The following is a 15,840-nucleotide window of genomic DNA, read 5'->3' on the forward strand; positions in this document are numbered from 1 at the left end:
CGCGTTTGGCAAATAATTTTGACTAAGAAATTAGCGCAAGCAGTTCATCAGAAACCGAAGCACCAATTAACAAAAATAACTTACAAACTAGTCGCCAACGCACATTGGCGATAATGCTTAGTCGCCTCGGCGGTCTGCCCTAATTTTTCGTGCAATTGTGCCAAACTCAAGTTTGCTTCGCGCACAATGCGCGCTTCTTGCGCATGGCTTAACGCGTCTTCCATATGAATTTGGGCTTTACCCCATAATTTTTGATGGAAGCACAATACGCCCAAAGTTAATTCTAATTCCGCATTCTTTGTTTGTTTCTTCAGCCAATCCTCACAGTACTCAATTTGCGAGCGCAAAGCAACAGAGCCTTCTGGACCAGCAGCTTCGCGATAACTGCGTAGCAAACGATTGTCCCATTCTTCAGCCAATGCGCGCTCAACAATATTTCTCGCTTCTTCAAGCAATTGACACTTCGTAAATGCCGCTGCAGCAATCACCGCAATGTATCGATTTTTACGCTCTGCCGTTGGTACTTCACTCCAGATACGACGCAATGATTCAGCATCATGTCCATTTTCTTTCAACAAAGCTTCATAAGACATCTCGCGCAAACGGCCTGCCAAAGCGGGATGAATTGCATGATTCTTTTCCAAAGTGCGAACTAACTTCACCACTTCAGCCCAATTCTTCGCTTGTTGATTCGCTTTTAAAGCCCAGCGCAATACTTGAATATGACGTTTACCACGCGCATTCAATTCTTTCACGGCTTCTAAAGCTTGTTCCGCTTTATGCTCATCGACATATAACTCGGTCATGGTGACTAAGCGCGCTGTTTTATAGGCAGCATCATCTTCAATCCCAGCAAACCAAGCGTTACGGCGCTCAAACTGACTCATGTGATGCGCTGCTTTGGCGCCAACCAAACTCGCGAGTGCTTTGTTTTCAGGTAATTCGAGCGCCTTTACTGCTGATTTTTCGGCATGACCAAAACGACCTTCGAATAATGCTTTCAGAGCATCACGTAGTGCACGATTACTTTCGCGTTCACGTTTGCTTTGACGATATTCAGCCACTTTCGCAGGCATCTCTGTCGTGACAATGATGGTACGCACGATCAAATACACTACAAAAAACACTGCCGCCAAAATCAGCAAGAAGAAGTTGAGAGAAACATCAATTCTTGTTGGTGGATAAAACAACACGACGTTACCAGCATTAAAACGTCCGCCAATCGCAATACCGACAGCCAAGGCAAATAGAATGAGAATACGAATAAAGATACGCATGGGCTTATGGTCAGATTAAGGTTTTACCTTGAAATTGCGAACAGAATTCAGGCTCTCTGTTAATGCCGGCATTTCTATCGATAAATTATTACTTTGAATCTGCTTCAACAAAGCTTGCGCAGTTTGTGCTTGCTTTGAACGCACATCAAAATATTTAGAAATCAAATCTTGCGCAGAGATCATGTCGCTACGAAATGCTCCCTCATTACGAGATAACAAAGCTAAACGGGCATTCAGCAAACGTAACTTTAAATTCTCTTTGGCAAAATAGGCTTGCGAAGGATTGAGCAAAAGCGCATCTGGTGATTCAACATTACGCACGCGAATCAACTGCTTCATCTCACTCCACATTTCACTTGAAAAACTCTGCCAACGATCCTGCAATTGTGCAGTGAATGTCAATTCAGTAGCAGTTTCGGCTTTGTCATTTTTGGACTTGACCGACTTCGGCAGCACCCGCAATGGCGCTTTCGGCGGTGTCGATACCACCGGCGGTTTTTCATCTGACCACAGAGGGATATTATCAACTTGCGCGATCACGCTATCCAAACGCAACACCAAACCGGTCATATCTAGCTGTGGTAGCGCTTTAAGCATTTCTATGTCTTTAGCGATCGCTCTACGCACGGCGATAAATTGGGTTTTTTCCGCCTTCGCCAAACGCGCATCGGAATTTTGCAACGCAATCAATGCACCTTGCACGTTTCCGGCTAATTGCAGTTGCTGACTCGCGGTTGCTAACACTTGCTCGATTTCTGCCAGTGCCCATTCATCGCGACTCTTCGATAAATCTTGGTATAACTGTTCAAGCGCAAGCTGTTGACCTTGCGCCTCAGTTTGCTTGGCTTCTAGCACACTGACTTTAGCTTGCATATCGCGCGACGATTCCTGCACGCTTTTTGCAATTCCTTTAATCTCACTATTATTGATATCAGCCGTTTGTAGACGCCGCGCCACTTCTTCTCGCAAAGTGGTCATTTGATTCTGAGCGCTGTACCATTGTGCCGCTAATAACAGTGCTAACACACCCGACAAAATATAAGGGATGTTATTGGCATTGCCGGCGTTGGTATTTCCTGCAGCTGCATACGTGCTCGTACCCACAGCTGCCTGTGAATTATCCACAGAAGCATTTACTGTGGCAGTCGTAGCTGCCGCATTGACTTCAGTCGCATTATTGGTCGTTGACATGGCGTCGTTAGAAGATGTTTGTTCAGTCATAATGGTGATTGTAACGCGAGTAAGAGCTTTTCGTCGCCTGAAGCGGTTAGACGTACGTGTTTAAATCCTAATTCGCTTGCACGCTCTGCAATACGAAAATGAGGTACAAACAAATGTTGTTGTTGCATTTTGGCGACTGCATCTGCTTGATCTAACTGAGCACACCAATTGAGCAAAGTGCTGAGCACTGCAGAACTAGTAATAACCCAATCACATCCTGCATTTAAGTAAATCTGTAATTCCTGCTGCTTGGTTGCATCAAATTGAGGCGTCACACGTCGATACGCCGTAATTGCCTGCACTTCAACTTGGGCTTGACGCAAACTATCCGCTAGAAAATCTCGTCCCGAATCTGCACGAACAATGAATACTTTTTTTGACTTTAATGCTGGCAGATCAAGCTCAGGCAATAAGGTTTCAGAATCAGTGCGCTCCGTATTACTCGGGCTAAAAATACGCACAGACTGATCATCGACACCATGTTTATATAAAGCTTGTCTGCTAGCAGCGCCCACCACTGCAATTGCCACTTCAGTCGGCCAACGCCAATCGGAGGCTTGACGCATAAAAAAAGCATCGACCGCATTTGGACTAACAAACACGACCATGGCATAACTGGCTAAGTTCAGTAATGCCTGATCAAGCACAGGATTATGCGCAATCGGCGCAATCTCAAACAATGGAAATACAGCCACCGAGCGCCCCGCTGTCTCTAGCAAAACTTGCAAATTCTGCGCTTGGTGTGCTGGACGCGTAATGATTACCTTCGGCGCTGACATCGCTATCGTTAGGTTTCTATGCTTCAACCGAGAATCTCAAGCGTGCTCAGATTCGCGACAGACAGCCAAAATCGCATCGGCATTTTGCGCACGCAAGCTAGCGACTACTTGCAGTCCCAATTCATTGAAATCTTCTGCCTTGCCATGCACTTCCGCTTGACATGACTGACTACCGTCAGGCGTCGCCACCATCGCGCGCAAGTACATTTGGTCATCATTGATCTGCGCAAATGCAGCTAAAGGAATCTGACAACTGCCGCCAAAAGCTTTGGATACCGTGCGTTCCGCCGAAACGGCTTGCGAACTAGTCAAGTCATTCAAAGGTGCTAATGCATCAAATAGATCTTGTCGTGCCGATAAAATTTCAATTGCCATCGCACCCTGTCCCGCTGCGGGCAGACTTTCGGTTGGCTCCAAGAATGTCTTAATTCGCTCTGGCAAGCCCAATCGTTTCAAACCAGCCGCAGCCAAAATAATCGCAGCATATTCACCATCATCTAACTTGCGCAAACGCGTGTCCAAATTGCCACGCAATGGTTTAATAATCAAATGAGGAAAGCGAGCTGAGATTAAGGCTTGGCGACGCAAACTACTAGTACCAACAATCGCACCAGCAGGCAATTCTGCCAAAGATCCATACTGATTAGACACAAAAGCATCACGCGGATCTTCTCTTTGCAAGATCGCCGCCAATGAGAAGCCCTCCGGCAATTCCATTGGAACATCTTTAAGCGAGTGCACCGCCAAATCAGCACGCCCTTCTTCCATTGCCACTTCTAATTCTTTCACGAACAAACCCTTGCCACCTACTTTTGACAATGCGCGGTCTAAAATTTGATCGCCTCGTGTCGTCATGCCCAAAATTTGCACATCACAGCTAGGATACAGTGCACGCAAACGATCACGTACATTTTCTGCCTGCCACATAGCAAGACGGCTTTCGCGAGAAGCGATAATAAGTTTGGTCGGTGCAGAATTCACTTCAAAAGCTTTCTAATCTATTATTCAAAAAGACAAAATGTTGGCAAGCAATAGTTTGTGTCATCACGGATCTAAGCGCGCGATTTTACCATGAGCAGATAGACAAATCTTGACAAAAAACAGTGAAAAACGGCATTATGACCGCATGAAATGCAGATTCAAACTCATCAGTAAGATTAGTAACTATTGGCGAATCACCTTTAAATAAGGGTGGCACCCAATTTCGACCATAGCAAATACAGGATTTCTGATGCCGCCCTTCTGAGTAAGCGCGGCATTTTTATTTTCGACCACCTATTTTTCATTCCCAACATTTTTTGGATTACCCATGAGCGAGCAAGCAGCAAATTCCACTGAAGTCGGCGCAGCATCTCAAGCTTCACATCAACCATCGGCAAATAAACAGCACTTGATTTTGACTGGTGACCGTCCAACTGGTCCATTGCATCTTGGTCATTTTGTTGGCAGCTTGCGCAACCGCGTTGCATACCAAAATCAATACAAGCAATACATCATGATTGCTGACGCTCAGGCCTTAACCGACAACATGGATGATCCAGCCAAAGTCCATAACAATGTGATCGAAGTAGCACTCGATTATTTGGCGGTAGGGATTGATCCAAGCAAATCGACGATTTTCATTCAATCACAAATCCCAGAACTGACTGAGCTCACGTTTTACTACATGAATTTGGTTACGATCTCACGCTTAGAACGTAATCCAACAATTAAGCAAGAAATCATTTTACGTAATTTCGAACGCGATATTCCGGCAGGATTCTTCACCTATCCAGTCAGTCAAGCCGCCGACATTACCGCCTTCAAAGCTAGCTTAGTGCCAGTGGGTGAGGACCAGATCCCAATGATCGAACAAACCAATGAAATCGTACGTCGTTTTAACCGCTTGGCAAAGAAGGACATTTTGGTTGAGTGCGAAGCACTTGTGCCTGAAATTGGTCGCTTGCCGGGTATCGATGGCAAAGCGAAAATGAGTAAGTCGCTCGGCAACGTGATTAATCTCGGTGCCAGCGAAGCAGAAATCAAACAAGCAGTTCGCAATGTCTACACCGATCCTTTACACCTAAAAGTGGAAGATCCTGGTCACCTAGAAGGCAATGTGGCCTTCACTTATCTTGATGCGTTTGATACAGACAAAGAAGCGCTGCAAGCGATGAAAGATCACTATGTACGCGGCGGTCTTGGAGATAGCAAAGTCAAAGCACGTCTTGAAGGTATTTTGCAAGACATGTTGCGTCCGATTCGTGAACGTCGCCAAGAATATGAGAAAGACCGTGGGCATGTTCTACAGTTACTCAAAGAGGGCACTTATCGTGCACGTGAAGTCGCCGCAAAAACCAATGATGAAGTCAAAGCAGCAATAGGCTTAAAGCATTTCTAATTCTGCAAAGATAGAGAAAAACCTTGCCCCCTAACGGAGCAGACAGCTTGAATTTTCACAAAGCAGTGCGTCTGGCTAATCGAAATTCACCAATATCTGCACACACGCTGCAACTCTACGGTTATGCTTGATGCTTTACTTCCACTTATGTAAGAAGAAGTCATGCAACTGAGCATAACCGCCGCTAGGCACATTCATCTCGCCGCACAAGGTTTATTACACCCACGAAAGCAGCGTGCGGATAAAGAAGCGGTTTTAAAAACAATCCAAAACATGGGTGTGCTACAAATTGACACCATTAGCGTGGTCGCACGTAGTCCTTATTTAGTGCTTTGGAGTAGGCTTGGTGACTACCAAACAGAATGGTTAGAACAACATTTGGATGAAGGCCAACTATTCGAATATTGGTCGCACGAAGCCTGCTTTTTACCGATAGAAAGCTTTGCTCGCTATCGCCATCAAATGCTCAACCCCGAGTCTATGGGCTGGAAGTTCAATCAAGCTTGGTTGAAAGAAAATGGCAGTCAGGTTCAACAAGTTCTCAAGCACATCAAAGAGTTCGGCGCTTGTCGCTCTGCGGATTTTGAACGCAAGGATGGTAAGTCAAGTGGCTGGTGGGAATGGAAGCCAGAAAAGCGTGCGCTCGAATTATTATTCACTACTGGCAAAGTCATGGTAGCAAGACGTCAGAAATTTCAGCGTGTCTATGACTTAACTGAACGCGTCCATCCAACATGGAATGACAAACGTGATCTAGGCAATTTAGTCGATGCACAACGCCTGCAAGTATTGGATGCAGTCAAAGCTTTAGGCATCTGCAAGGCAAACTGGATTGCTGATTACTTCCGCATGAAAAAACTCGCACCCGCATTACAAGCAGAAAATTTGTATGAGCAAGGCTTACTCAGAAAAATTGCAGTCCAAGGGTGGGACGAGATTGCTTACTTCCATCCAGATCACCAAGACTTGATTGAGGAAGCATTAGCAGGTCAGTTACGTGCAAGCCACACCTGCTTACTTTCACCCTTCGACCCCGTAGTATGGGATAGAAAGCGTGCAGCAGAATTGTTTGGATTTGATTACCGACTTGAATGCTATACCCCCGAGCCGAAACGCCAATTTGGTTACTTTACTTTACCAATCTTAAGACGCGGAAAATTGATTGGTCGCGTCGATGCAAAAGCACATCGAAAAGAATGCGTATTAGAAATTAAAGCACTGCATCTGGAAGAAAAAGTTTTAGTTAGCGAGGCACTCGCTAAAGACTTGGCAAAAACGCTGCGGGCATTTGCTAGCTGGCATAACACACCACAAATAGCACTAAAACGCTGTGACAATCTCGATTTAAAAGCGCTGCTTCAACAAAATTTGCAATGAATTTAGTAGCGTCCAAACGCTAGCAAAAGAACAGCCATAATAAGCTCTAAATGAACTGAACTTTGCTAGTATTTTTAGTTGGGGCACCAAGGTGTTACCTGACCACATTAGTCCGGCACACATTTATTGTGTTCTTGTGCTTGTTAGTTGGCTTTATTTAAGCCTTTAGGGAGAGGAAAGGTCACATTTTCTTCCTCGCCATCTAAAGTGCGCACACTTTTTACCCCAAATTCCTTCAGTTGATCGATTACCTGATTCACCAAAATCTCTGGAGCAGAAGCACCCGCGGTAACACCGACCCGAACACAGTCGACTAACCACTGCGGATTAATATCTTCAGCTTTATCCACCATGTAAGCAGTCGTTCCCATTTTCTCGGCGACTTCGCGCAAACGATTGGAATTTGAGCTATTTTTGCTACCAACTACAAGCACCAAATCAACTTGCGGCGCCATAAATTTGACTGCAGCTTGACGATTAGTCGTGGCATAACAGATGTCACCTTTCTTCGGCTCCGCGATCAAAGGGAACTTGGCTTTGAGTGCGGCAATAATATCGGCGGTATCATCGACCGACAAAGTAGTCTGCGACACATAGGCCAACAATGCAGGATCAGTCACGTTCAGCTTAGCGACATCCTCAACTGTCTCGACAAGGTACATTCCACCTTCGCTTTGCCCCATCGTTCCCTCGACTTCTGGATGTCCCTGATGACCGATCATAATGATTTCACGGCCTTCCTTGCGCATTTTAGAAACCTCAATATGCACTTTGGTCACCAACGGGCAAGTCGCATCAAAAATCTTTAAACCGCGTCGCTCTGCATCCTCGCGTATCGCTTGTGAAACACCATGAGCCGAAAAAATCAGCGTATTTCCGGCAGGAACATCGTCCAATTCTTCGATAAAAATAGCCCCTTTTTGGCGCAAGTCATTGACGACATAAGCATTATGCACAATCTCATGTCGCACATAAATTGGCGCACCAAACTGCGCTAAAGCAAGTTCAACAATATCAATTGCACGATCAACGCCAGCACAAAAACCACGTGGCTGAGCCAATAAAATTTCTTGATTAATTTCACTCATGGCAGCACTCACAAAATACCAATAATTTTGGTTTCAAACAGTACGCGCTGTCCTGCCAGCGGATGATTAAAATCAAATAGAGCAGATTCCTCATCCAACTCTTGGATTACCCCAGCAAATTTACCGCCGGACGGTGCTGAGAAATCAATCAAATCACCAACTTTAAATTCTTCGCCAAAAGCAGAATTTTCACGCAACGTTTTTAAAGACACGCGTTGAATCAAATCTGGATTGCGCAAACCAAAAGCTTGCTCAGGTGCTAGTTCTTGCGTTGTGTGCGAGCCCTCTTCCAAGCCCAACAAAGCTTGTTCTAAGCTAGGCGCCAATTGCCCTTGCCCTAACAATAAAGTAGCAGGACTCTCATGAAAGGTCGAAATGATATCTTCTCCATCAAGAGTTGCGAGCCGGTAGTGCAACGTTAAATAAGCACCATTGTTAACGACAAGTATAGACTTTTCAGACATAATATATTTTTAACTTAGTTCAACTGAGTTTTATTGAATACAAAGCGCTATTGTAAGGCAGTCCAGATGGAAATGCTTTGCCCGCGACCAAGGAAAGCTGAGAAATACCATGGGAATTAATCATTGGCCCGAAGATCAACGACCACGCGAACGTTTGATCAAGTATGGCGCGGCGGCATTATCTGATGCGGAATTACTTTCTGTCTTTCTACGCGTCGGCGTTAAAGGGAAAAGCGCTGTCGACCTTGGACGCGACATGCTTTCACAATTTGGCTCGTTACGAGCGCTATTTAGCGCGAATCTAAATGAGTTCGCCAAAGTACATGGACTTGGCAGTGCCAAGTATGCGCAACTACAAGCGGTGCTAGAGCTGGCGAAACGCTCAATTTCTGAAGAGCTAGAAAGCAAATCATCGCTATCATCACCGCAAGCGGTCAAACAATATTTGCAGCTACAAATTGGCAACAAACATTACGAGTCATTTACCGTCTTGTTTCTCGATGTTAAAAACCGCTTATTGGTTACACAAGAGCTTTCTCGCGGCAGCTTAAGTCACGCTAGCGTTTATCCACGCGAAGTAATCAAGAGCGCGCTAGCACACAACGCAGCCAGCATCATTTTGGCGCATAACCATCCATCTGGCTCTGCCGACCCCAGTCAAGCTGATCTCAGCCTTACGCAAACACTAAAATCTGCATTATCTTTGGTCGACATTCGCGTCTTAGATCATTTTATCGTCGCTAACAACACCGTTTATTCGTTCGCAGAAAATGGTCAAATCTAAGTTCCTCATAGGGAAAAATCAAATTGTTAAATTTTAAAATCAAACAAAGACACAATTATTTTTCACAAGTCGTTGATATTTCAAAGTTTTTTGGATATACTTTCGTTTTTTCCAATTTCGGAAATCATTAAGGAGCTAAACATGGCGCGTGTATGCCAAGTTACTGGGAAAGGGCCAATGGTTGGCAACAACGTTTCCCATGCGAACAACAAAACTAAACGTCGTTTTTTGCCTAACCTGCAAAATCGCCGCTTTTTCGTAGAATCAGAAAATCGCTGGGTTTCCTTGCGTTTGTCTAACGCAGGTTTGCGTGTAGTTGACAAAATCGGCATCGATGCTGTTTTAGTTGACTTACGTGCTCGCGGCGAAAAAGTTTAAGCAGATTCTGCTTAGTACAGAACTCATTGTTAGGAAAATATCATGGCTAAAACTGGTCGCGACAAAATCAAATTAGAATCGACTGCAGGCACGGGTCACTTCTACACGACATCAAAAAACAAACGTACGATGCCTGAAAAAATGGAAATCATGAAGTTTGATCCAAAAGCACGTAAGCACGTTATCTACAAAGAAACAAAAATCAAGTAATTATTATTTGATATTGTTTTGTAGAAAGTCTAAAAAACCTGCGAATTTCGCAGGTTTTTTTTCGCCTAGCGAAAAATGAAAGTTTAGATCTAGATTCTTGTAATGAATATGGCGTCGCCACAAAACACTTCCATCGCTCAAATATTGAATCCGAAAGTAGCCGTTCTCTAAAAAAATCAAGTCATCATTCGATTCAACTCACAATTCATTAGACGAAAAAAATGGCGCTCATCGCGCCATTTTTAAATTCCCAAATTCTTAAGCGTAACTTCTCAAACGCAAAGAAAACTCTTGTAAGGTCTTGATTCCAGATGCTTCAGCACGCTGGCACCAGTCTTGCAGTTGAGCGACCAATTGCTCGCGGGTAGCGCTTGATCGCTCCCAAATTGCATTCAATTCGACACGCATGTCATGCATCGTTTTCAAAGCAGCACTATGTGCAAATAATTCTAATAACTGTTCTCTTTGTGGCGCTTCGAGCTTTGCTGGTTCACGTTGCAAACTCTTCTTCGCTGCCTTCAAGAAACTCTTTTCGAATTGTGCTTTATCTCGCAACTGCTGCAATTCTGCACGCCAAGTTTTCTTCAGAGACTTCGCATATTTAGCCATCACATCGTAACGATTCGTAATCACCGCCTGCAAAGTTTCAACGTCAACAACCATTTTCGCAGCATCAAATTTTGGCTGCGGCGCTACTTTTTTGACTTTCGCTAAACCGATAATCTCTAGTGTACGAATATAACCCCAACCAATATCAAACTCATACCATTTTGATGACAACTTCGCAGAGGTACCAAATGTGTGGTGATTATTATGTAACTCTTCCCCACCAATCAAAATACCCCAAGGCATGATATTCGTTGCCGCATCGGAACATTCATAATTGCGATAGCCCCAATAGTGACCAATACCATTAATAATTCCAGCAGCAGTAATAGGAATCCACATCATTTGTACTGCCCAAACGGTAATGCCGATCACACCAAACAACATGAAATCAATGATCAACATCAAAGCCACGCCTTGCCAACTAAAACGGGTGTAGACATTTCTCTCCATCCAATCGTCTGGTGTTCCATGACCGTATTTATTGATGGTTTCTAGATTCTTTGATTCGATCCGGTACAGTTCTGCACCTTCTAACAAAACCTTCTTAATACCTCGTGTTACTGGGCTATGTGGATCTTCTTCAGTTTCACATTTTGCGTGATGCTTACGATGAACCGCTGCCCATTCCTTTGTTACCTGACCTGTAGTCAACCACAGCCAAAAACGGAAAAAGTGACTCGGGATCGCATGTAATTCCAACGCGCGATGCGCCTGGCAACGATGTAAAAAGATCGTCACACTAGCAATCGTAATATGCGTCACTACCATCGTAAAAATAAACACCTGCCAACCAGAAGCGCGCGTAAAACCATTGCTTAAAAAATCAACAGCCAAATCAATAAAATTACTCAAGATATAACAACTCCTAATGCATTATGCAGTCAAACCCAGCGAAATCACTTTATAAGATTTGACTACGAAAAATTTCCCAACAACATCATTATTCTACGCTGATTCCAACTCAAGCTTTCGCTTGTGCCTGAAATACTGTGATTTCGCGTTGCGGGAAAGGCAATTCAATACCACGTTCACGGATCAACACCAAAATAGCCCGATTCACATCAGAGATCACATTGGTTCGACCATTTTCTGGGTCTTCGATCCAAAAGCTCACGCGTAGTTCAAATCCATCTGCGCCAAATCGCAGTAAGTACGCAGATGGCGGATTATTTGCAGAAACCCGAGGAACCTGCGACACCAATTCAACCAAAGCTGGGAACAAGCTATCTAAATCCGTGTCGTATGCCACCGTAAAATCGGTCACTAGCACCACCGATCTATCTGTCAATGAGAGGTTCTGCACTGGATTTGAGACAAACATCTCATTTGGAATAATAGATTCAATCCCATCCGAACCTTTTAACACGGTGTACCGCGTGTTAATTTGCGTTACCGAGCCACTGAATTTATCGACAGTCACTAAGTCACCGATGGAAAGACTACGATCAAACAAAATAATGAAACCAGAAACATAACTACTCGTAATACGCTGCAAACCCAAGCCCAAGCCAACGCCCAATGCGCCACCAAATACAGACAATACGGTTAAATCAATCCCTACTAAAGACAAACTGATCAGAATCGCCAACAGAATAAAAATAGCACGCCCCAAACGCGAAAGCACAACTCTGAGTGAAGAGTGCATATTGGGAATCAGCAGCAATCGCGCTTCCAGCAAAGCGCTAATCCACAATGCCAAGACAACGGTCAATGCGACCGATGCGATCCCCTGCAATACCGCCAGCAGTGAAACCTTACTTTTTCCTATCGGCAAAATAATTTCTTCAAGCGCCTGAAAAATACTTTCCCACATTCCGGTAAAGTGCAGCACTAACGCTAACCATACCAAGGTTGCGAATACTTTTTCAAACAAAAGCAGCGCATTACCGACCGTACCATCGCGTACAAAGGCACGACGAAACACATAGAAGCTAAAGCGAATTAAAGCGAACGAGCTGAGAATCGGGAAAAAAAGCTTGAGTAATCCGGTATGCTGAAATTTGCCAAGAATCAATTTAGCAAAAAACAAAAATACTAGGGCTAATAATGGCCACAAGACGCGTGAAAAACTCTCAACACCAATTTTCAATACGCCCGAGCTTTGGTCTACGGTTGCAAAATAGCGCTGTATTGAACGTGATAAAAGCCAAGCCAAGAGAAAACAACTCATTAAGGCAAATACCTGAATGAGCAAACTTGGATTACCCAAGTCTGCGGAAATCTCAGCAATTAATCGCGACAATGAATGTGTTTCCATCATAGATAGAGAGGAGACTGCAATTAAATCTTTAACCAAAACGCAAACCCAAATTCAATAATTTTATTATCTACAACTTATTCTGCAGACTGATCTGCATTCGCTTCATCTTTTACAGCAGCTTTCGCGACACTTTTATTGCGTTGAAACACTGCGGCAAAGAAGCCGTCTGTGTTATGTTTGTGTGGGTAAAGTTTTAAGTAATCGCCCATCTCAAGCTGAATTTTTTGCTCTTCTAAAACTTGCGATGCGGGCAGCAAACTAAAATCAGGATGCGTCGCTAAGAATTGCGCAACAATGCCCTCATTTTCTTCATCTAAAATACTGCATGTCGCATACACTAAACGACCACCAGCTTTCACCAATCGTGCAGCACTATCCAAAATTGACGCCTGCTTTACATTGAGCTCGGCAACACCTGCTTGGGTCTGACGCCATTTCACATCTGGATTACGACGTAAAGTTCCTAAGCCACTACATGGCGCATCAACTAAAACGCGATCGAGTTTTCCTGCCAGACGTTTGATCTTGGCATCACGTTCATGCGCAATGACGACCGGATGTACATTCGACAAACCACTACGCGCTAAGCGTGGTTTCAGTTTAGCTAATCGTTTTTCAGAAATATCAAACGCATACAAACGGCCTGTATTGCGCATCGTGGCACCCAGCGCCAAGGTCTTGCCACCAGCACCTGCACAAAAATCAGCGACCATCTCACCGCGTTTGGCACCCAACAACTGCGCTAAAATTTGACTACCTTCATCTTGCACTTCAATCGTGCCGTCCTTAAAGAGTGGCAGATTTTGAATCGATGGCTTCTTGATCACACGCAAGCCGAATGGAGAATATGGCGTCGGTTCAGCTAAGATAGGTGCCTGGGCCAACGAAGCGATGACATCCTCACGATTGGATTTTAAAGCGTTCACGCGCAAGTCCAAAGACGCTGGCGTGTTCAAGGCACTTGCCAATTTCATCGCTTCATCTTCACCAAATTTGCTCGCCAACTTTTGCCACAACCAATCTGGCATATTCGATTTCAAAGCTAAGGGCAAGTGCGCACGATCGATATCCATGACGCGACGCAACCAAGCATCTTCCTCTTCGGTCAAACCACCCAGTGCATCAATGCCAACTGCATCAGCTAATCCGAGCAAAGTGATACGACGCATCACTGAACCAGAGCCAGATTCGGAAAAACTGGTATACACACTCTTATTGCGCAACAAACCGTAAATCGCTTCTGCAATCACTCCACGCTCACGACCGCCTAGACGCGGATTCTCTCTAAAATAGCGTGACAAAGTGCCATCGGCGGGACCAGTAAAGCGCAAAACCTCACGCAATACGGCTTCAGTGTGGCCTATCATGGCTGGTGGTAATCTCATGTTCTTCCTCTGTAAATACGATTAGATCGCGCAGGTGTCTGCGTCAGATCCATTAACAATCACGCGATTGCCTTCGACCACTAATTTGCCTTCAACGAATAAACGCACGGCACGTGGATAAATTTGATGTTCTTTGACAAGTAATTTTTGCGCTAGCGTATCTTCAGTGTCGCCCTGTTCAATCCGCACACAAGCCTGATCAATAATCGGGCCGTGATCTAGTTCTGCTGTCACAAAATGCACAGTCGCGCCGTGAAATTTGACACCCGCATCCAAAGCTTGCTGATGAGTATGTAAACCAATAAAACTCGGCAGCAAAGATGGATGAATATTCATGATACGGTTTTCATAATGCTGCACAAACTGCGGCGTTAAGATACGCATAAATCCGGCCAATACCACCAAATCCGCTTGAAAACCATCAATCGCCTGCATCAACGCTGCATCAAAACTTTCTCGATTAGGAAAAGCCTTGCTTTCGACGACGGAAGTAGGAATCCCTTGCGCAGCCGCGTAAGCCAATCCTGCAGCGTCAGGTTTGTTACTGATTACCGCAGCGATTTGCGCTGGCCATTGTTGGGATTGTGAAGCTTGGACGATCGCTTGCATATTGCTACCGCGTCCAGAAATAAGGATGACGATTTTTTTCATTGCGGCATTGTACCTCTGTCGCGGTCTAAGCCCAAGTAAAAAGCCTGAATTCCACGAAATTCAGGCTTTTTTAATATCACTAGATTAACTATTAATTAAGCATCTATGAACTACTCGAAGGAATAAAAAACTCGAAATGCGACTTTCTTTTTCATCCAATAATCTGAGGCATCTCTAAACACGTCGAGCAAAGTTTCTCGCTGTTCTTTGTCAAAATCTTCTGTATTCGGCAAATGTTCTACCACAATAACAAACCCGTTCTGCTGTCCTGCCTTGTGAACCAAATCGGTCAAACAATCATACAAAGCATCAAAATTATGTCCAAAGTGCTGCGGAAAACCAAAAGCATCAGCGATACAAGCAAGTACCTCCAACTTATTCTTTGTGTCGCCACAATTAGCATATAAGAAATGCTGCCCGGTCGCAGTTGCTTCAGCCTGTAAATCTAGGCTTCTGAAAGCTCTGATCGATTGAACCGCATTCGGACTAACCGTACTTAACAAACTCATTTCATCCTCATTACAAATTTAGAATTCTTGTTTGCATTCTCAATAAAGCATTACTCTTTAATGCGTTTAAAGCTGGCATAGTGATCTGCGGTGTAATAGAACTCACGAAAATACGGTGGATCGCCACCCGTAACAATGCGCCTAGCTCCACGATTTCTGGCATACGGTGTCTTCACAGTGTATTCGCGATAATATCCGCGCTGCTTCTTTGGGAGTATCTTTTCGAAATTACCAAAAGTAGAGCCATCTTTTTCATAAGGAAAAGGACCGCCGCGCTTGATTAATACCAGCGTCTGTTGCGCTTCTTTTGGTAAATCATGAACTGAGATATCTGCAATACCGTTGGCAAAAGCATTGACACTCAAGCCTAGCCATAAAGCTAAAAGAACTGCGAATTGTTTCAAATAGGTTTTCATCAAAATTTGCACATCCAAAGCGAATTGTTTTGATTCAAAGAAGCGATAGCAT

Annotated in this window: 16 protein-coding genes and 1 pseudogene; 5 read left to right on the plus strand and 12 right to left on the minus strand. The window is 44.3% G+C overall.

Features of this window, described 5'->3' with window-relative positions; translation table 11 throughout:
• Positions 1-80: 80 nt before the first annotated feature.
• From KDM92_RS07915 to hemC, 4 genes are read right to left on the minus strand one after another with little or no spacing between them, the layout of a single operon-like run.
• Positions 81-1,277 (minus strand): heme biosynthesis protein HemY, encoded by a 1,197-nt coding sequence (locus KDM92_RS07915; protein WP_212683844.1) that lies wholly within the window; start codon positions 1,275-1,277, stop codon positions 81-83.
• A gap of 15 nt (positions 1,278-1,292) precedes the next feature.
• Positions 1,293-2,498, minus strand: a complete 1,206-nt coding sequence (locus KDM92_RS07920; RefSeq protein WP_230408238.1) for a uroporphyrinogen-III C-methyltransferase — start codon at positions 2,496-2,498, stop codon at positions 1,293-1,295.
• Positions 2,495-3,277, minus strand: coding sequence for a uroporphyrinogen-III synthase (locus KDM92_RS07925; RefSeq protein WP_212683845.1), 783 nt, complete (start codon positions 3,275-3,277; stop codon positions 2,495-2,497). The genes KDM92_RS07920 and KDM92_RS07925 overlap by 4 nt, the downstream gene beginning before the upstream one ends.
• A 36-nt stretch (positions 3,278-3,313) precedes the next feature.
• Positions 3,314-4,204 (minus strand): hydroxymethylbilane synthase, encoded by an 891-nt coding sequence (hemC, locus tag KDM92_RS07930; protein WP_212683846.1) that lies wholly within the window; start codon positions 4,202-4,204, stop codon positions 3,314-3,316.
• Positions 4,205-4,586: 382 nt separating this feature from the next.
• Between hemC and trpS the strand changes: the two genes are divergently transcribed.
• Both trpS and KDM92_RS07940 read left to right on the plus strand, forming a co-directional pair.
• The gene (gene trpS, locus KDM92_RS07935; protein ID WP_212683847.1) at positions 4,587-5,657 is read left to right on the plus strand and encodes a tryptophan--tRNA ligase; all 1,071 of its coding nucleotides are present in this window, start codon (positions 4,587-4,589) and stop codon (positions 5,655-5,657) included.
• 162 nt (positions 5,658-5,819) lie between these two features.
• The gene (locus KDM92_RS07940) at positions 5,820-7,034 is read left to right on the plus strand and encodes a winged helix-turn-helix domain-containing protein (RefSeq protein WP_212683848.1); all 1,215 of its coding nucleotides are present in this window, start codon (positions 5,820-5,822) and stop codon (positions 7,032-7,034) included.
• A gap of 143 nt (positions 7,035-7,177) precedes the next feature.
• Here KDM92_RS07940 and ispH read toward each other — a convergent pair whose 3' ends face one another.
• Positions 7,178-8,122 carry a 4-hydroxy-3-methylbut-2-enyl diphosphate reductase gene (gene ispH / locus KDM92_RS07945; RefSeq protein ID WP_212683849.1) on the minus strand — a complete coding sequence of 315 codons (945 nt, stop codon included), beginning with the start codon at positions 8,120-8,122 and terminating at the stop codon, positions 7,178-7,180.
• A gap of 8 nt (positions 8,123-8,130) precedes the next feature.
• Positions 8,131-8,586 carry an FKBP-type peptidyl-prolyl cis-trans isomerase gene (locus KDM92_RS07950; protein ID WP_212683850.1) on the minus strand — a complete coding sequence of 152 codons (456 nt, stop codon included), beginning with the start codon at positions 8,584-8,586 and terminating at the stop codon, positions 8,131-8,133.
• A gap of 109 nt (positions 8,587-8,695) precedes the next feature.
• On the opposite strand from KDM92_RS07950, the gene radC reads away from it, so the two are divergent.
• The 3 genes from radC (at position 8,696) to rpmG (ending at position 9,958) form a co-directional block, all read left to right on the plus strand.
• Positions 8,696-9,370, plus strand: a complete 675-nt coding sequence (gene radC, locus KDM92_RS07955; protein WP_212683851.1) for a RadC family protein — start codon at positions 8,696-8,698, stop codon at positions 9,368-9,370.
• A 141-nt stretch (positions 9,371-9,511) separates the two neighbouring features.
• Positions 9,512-9,748 (plus strand): 50S ribosomal protein L28, encoded by a 237-nt coding sequence (gene rpmB / locus KDM92_RS07960; protein WP_189344773.1) that lies wholly within the window; start codon positions 9,512-9,514, stop codon positions 9,746-9,748.
• Positions 9,749-9,790: 42 nt separating this feature from the next.
• Positions 9,791-9,958, plus strand: coding sequence for a 50S ribosomal protein L33 (rpmG, locus tag KDM92_RS07965; protein ID WP_189344774.1), 168 nt, complete (start codon positions 9,791-9,793; stop codon positions 9,956-9,958).
• A 258-nt stretch (positions 9,959-10,216) separates the two neighbouring features.
• Here the strand turns inward: rpmG and KDM92_RS07970 are convergent, their stop codons facing one another.
• The 6 genes and pseudogenes from KDM92_RS07970 to KDM92_RS07995 form a co-directional block, all read right to left on the minus strand.
• On the minus strand, positions 10,217-11,419 hold the full coding sequence (locus tag KDM92_RS07970; RefSeq protein ID WP_268972800.1) for a DesA family fatty acid desaturase: 1,203 nt from the start codon (positions 11,417-11,419) through the stop codon (positions 10,217-10,219).
• 109 nt (positions 11,420-11,528) lie between these two features.
• Positions 11,529-12,827: a mechanosensitive ion channel family protein gene (locus tag KDM92_RS07975; protein ID WP_230408239.1), complete on the minus strand. Its 1,299-nt coding sequence runs from the start codon at positions 12,825-12,827 to the stop codon at positions 11,529-11,531.
• A gap of 74 nt (positions 12,828-12,901) precedes the next feature.
• The gene (locus tag KDM92_RS07980; RefSeq protein ID WP_212683852.1) at positions 12,902-14,212 is read right to left on the minus strand and encodes an RsmB/NOP family class I SAM-dependent RNA methyltransferase; all 1,311 of its coding nucleotides are present in this window, start codon (positions 14,210-14,212) and stop codon (positions 12,902-12,904) included.
• A 21-nt stretch (positions 14,213-14,233) separates the two neighbouring features.
• Positions 14,234-14,863 carry a phosphoribosylglycinamide formyltransferase gene (gene purN / locus KDM92_RS07985; RefSeq protein ID WP_212683853.1) on the minus strand — a complete coding sequence of 210 codons (630 nt, stop codon included), beginning with the start codon at positions 14,861-14,863 and terminating at the stop codon, positions 14,234-14,236.
• Positions 14,864-14,973: 110 nt separating this feature from the next.
• Positions 14,974-15,381, minus strand: a pseudogene (locus tag KDM92_RS07990) (barstar family protein); the annotation flags it as partial.
• A 41-nt stretch (positions 15,382-15,422) separates the two neighbouring features.
• On the minus strand, positions 15,423-15,788 hold the full coding sequence (locus KDM92_RS07995) for a guanyl-specific ribonuclease (RefSeq protein WP_212683855.1): 366 nt from the start codon (positions 15,786-15,788) through the stop codon (positions 15,423-15,425).
• Positions 15,789-15,840 lie beyond the last annotated feature (52 nt).

This window comes from Affinundibacterium baiyunense (assembly GCF_018139645.1).
Classification (GTDB): Bacteria; Pseudomonadota; Gammaproteobacteria; order Burkholderiales; family Burkholderiaceae_D; genus Undibacterium; species Undibacterium baiyunense.

Bases quoted from the DNA above. Each gene is read 5' to 3' on its own strand.
- purN (WP_212683853.1), bottom strand. From the start codon at position 14,863: ATGAAAAAAATCGTCATCCTTATTTCTGGACGCGGTAGCAATATGCAA.
- KDM92_RS07980 (WP_212683852.1), bottom strand. From the start codon at position 14,212: ATGAGATTACCACCAGCCATGATAGGCCACACTGAAGCCGTATTGCGT.
- KDM92_RS07950 (WP_212683850.1), bottom strand. From the start codon at position 8,586: ATGTCTGAAAAGTCTATACTTGTCGTTAACAATGGTGCTTATTTAACG.
- KDM92_RS07995 (WP_212683855.1), bottom strand. From the start codon at position 15,788: ATGAAAACCTATTTGAAACAATTCGCAGTTCTTTTAGCTTTATGGCTA.
- KDM92_RS07915 (WP_212683844.1), bottom strand. From the start codon at position 1,277: ATGCGTATCTTTATTCGTATTCTCATTCTATTTGCCTTGGCTGTCGGT.
- rpmB (WP_189344773.1), top strand. From the start codon at position 9,512: ATGGCGCGTGTATGCCAAGTTACTGGGAAAGGGCCAATGGTTGGCAAC.
- KDM92_RS07920 (WP_230408238.1), bottom strand. From the start codon at position 2,498: ATGACTGAACAAACATCTTCTAACGACGCCATGTCAACGACCAATAAT.
- ispH (WP_212683849.1), bottom strand. From the start codon at position 8,122: ATGAGTGAAATTAATCAAGAAATTTTATTGGCTCAGCCACGTGGTTTT.
- KDM92_RS07940 (WP_212683848.1), top strand. From the start codon at position 5,820: ATGCAACTGAGCATAACCGCCGCTAGGCACATTCATCTCGCCGCACAA.
- rpmG (WP_189344774.1), top strand. From the start codon at position 9,791: ATGGCTAAAACTGGTCGCGACAAAATCAAATTAGAATCGACTGCAGGC.
- trpS (WP_212683847.1), top strand. From the start codon at position 4,587: ATGAGCGAGCAAGCAGCAAATTCCACTGAAGTCGGCGCAGCATCTCAA.
- KDM92_RS07925 (WP_212683845.1), bottom strand. From the start codon at position 3,277: ATGTCAGCGCCGAAGGTAATCATTACGCGTCCAGCACACCAAGCGCAG.
- KDM92_RS07975 (WP_230408239.1), bottom strand. From the start codon at position 12,827: ATGATGGAAACACATTCATTGTCGCGATTAATTGCTGAGATTTCCGCA.
- hemC (WP_212683846.1), bottom strand. From the start codon at position 4,204: ATGTGGCAGGCAGAAAATGTACGTGATCGTTTGCGTGCACTGTATCCT.
- radC (WP_212683851.1), top strand. From the start codon at position 8,696: ATGGGAATTAATCATTGGCCCGAAGATCAACGACCACGCGAACGTTTG.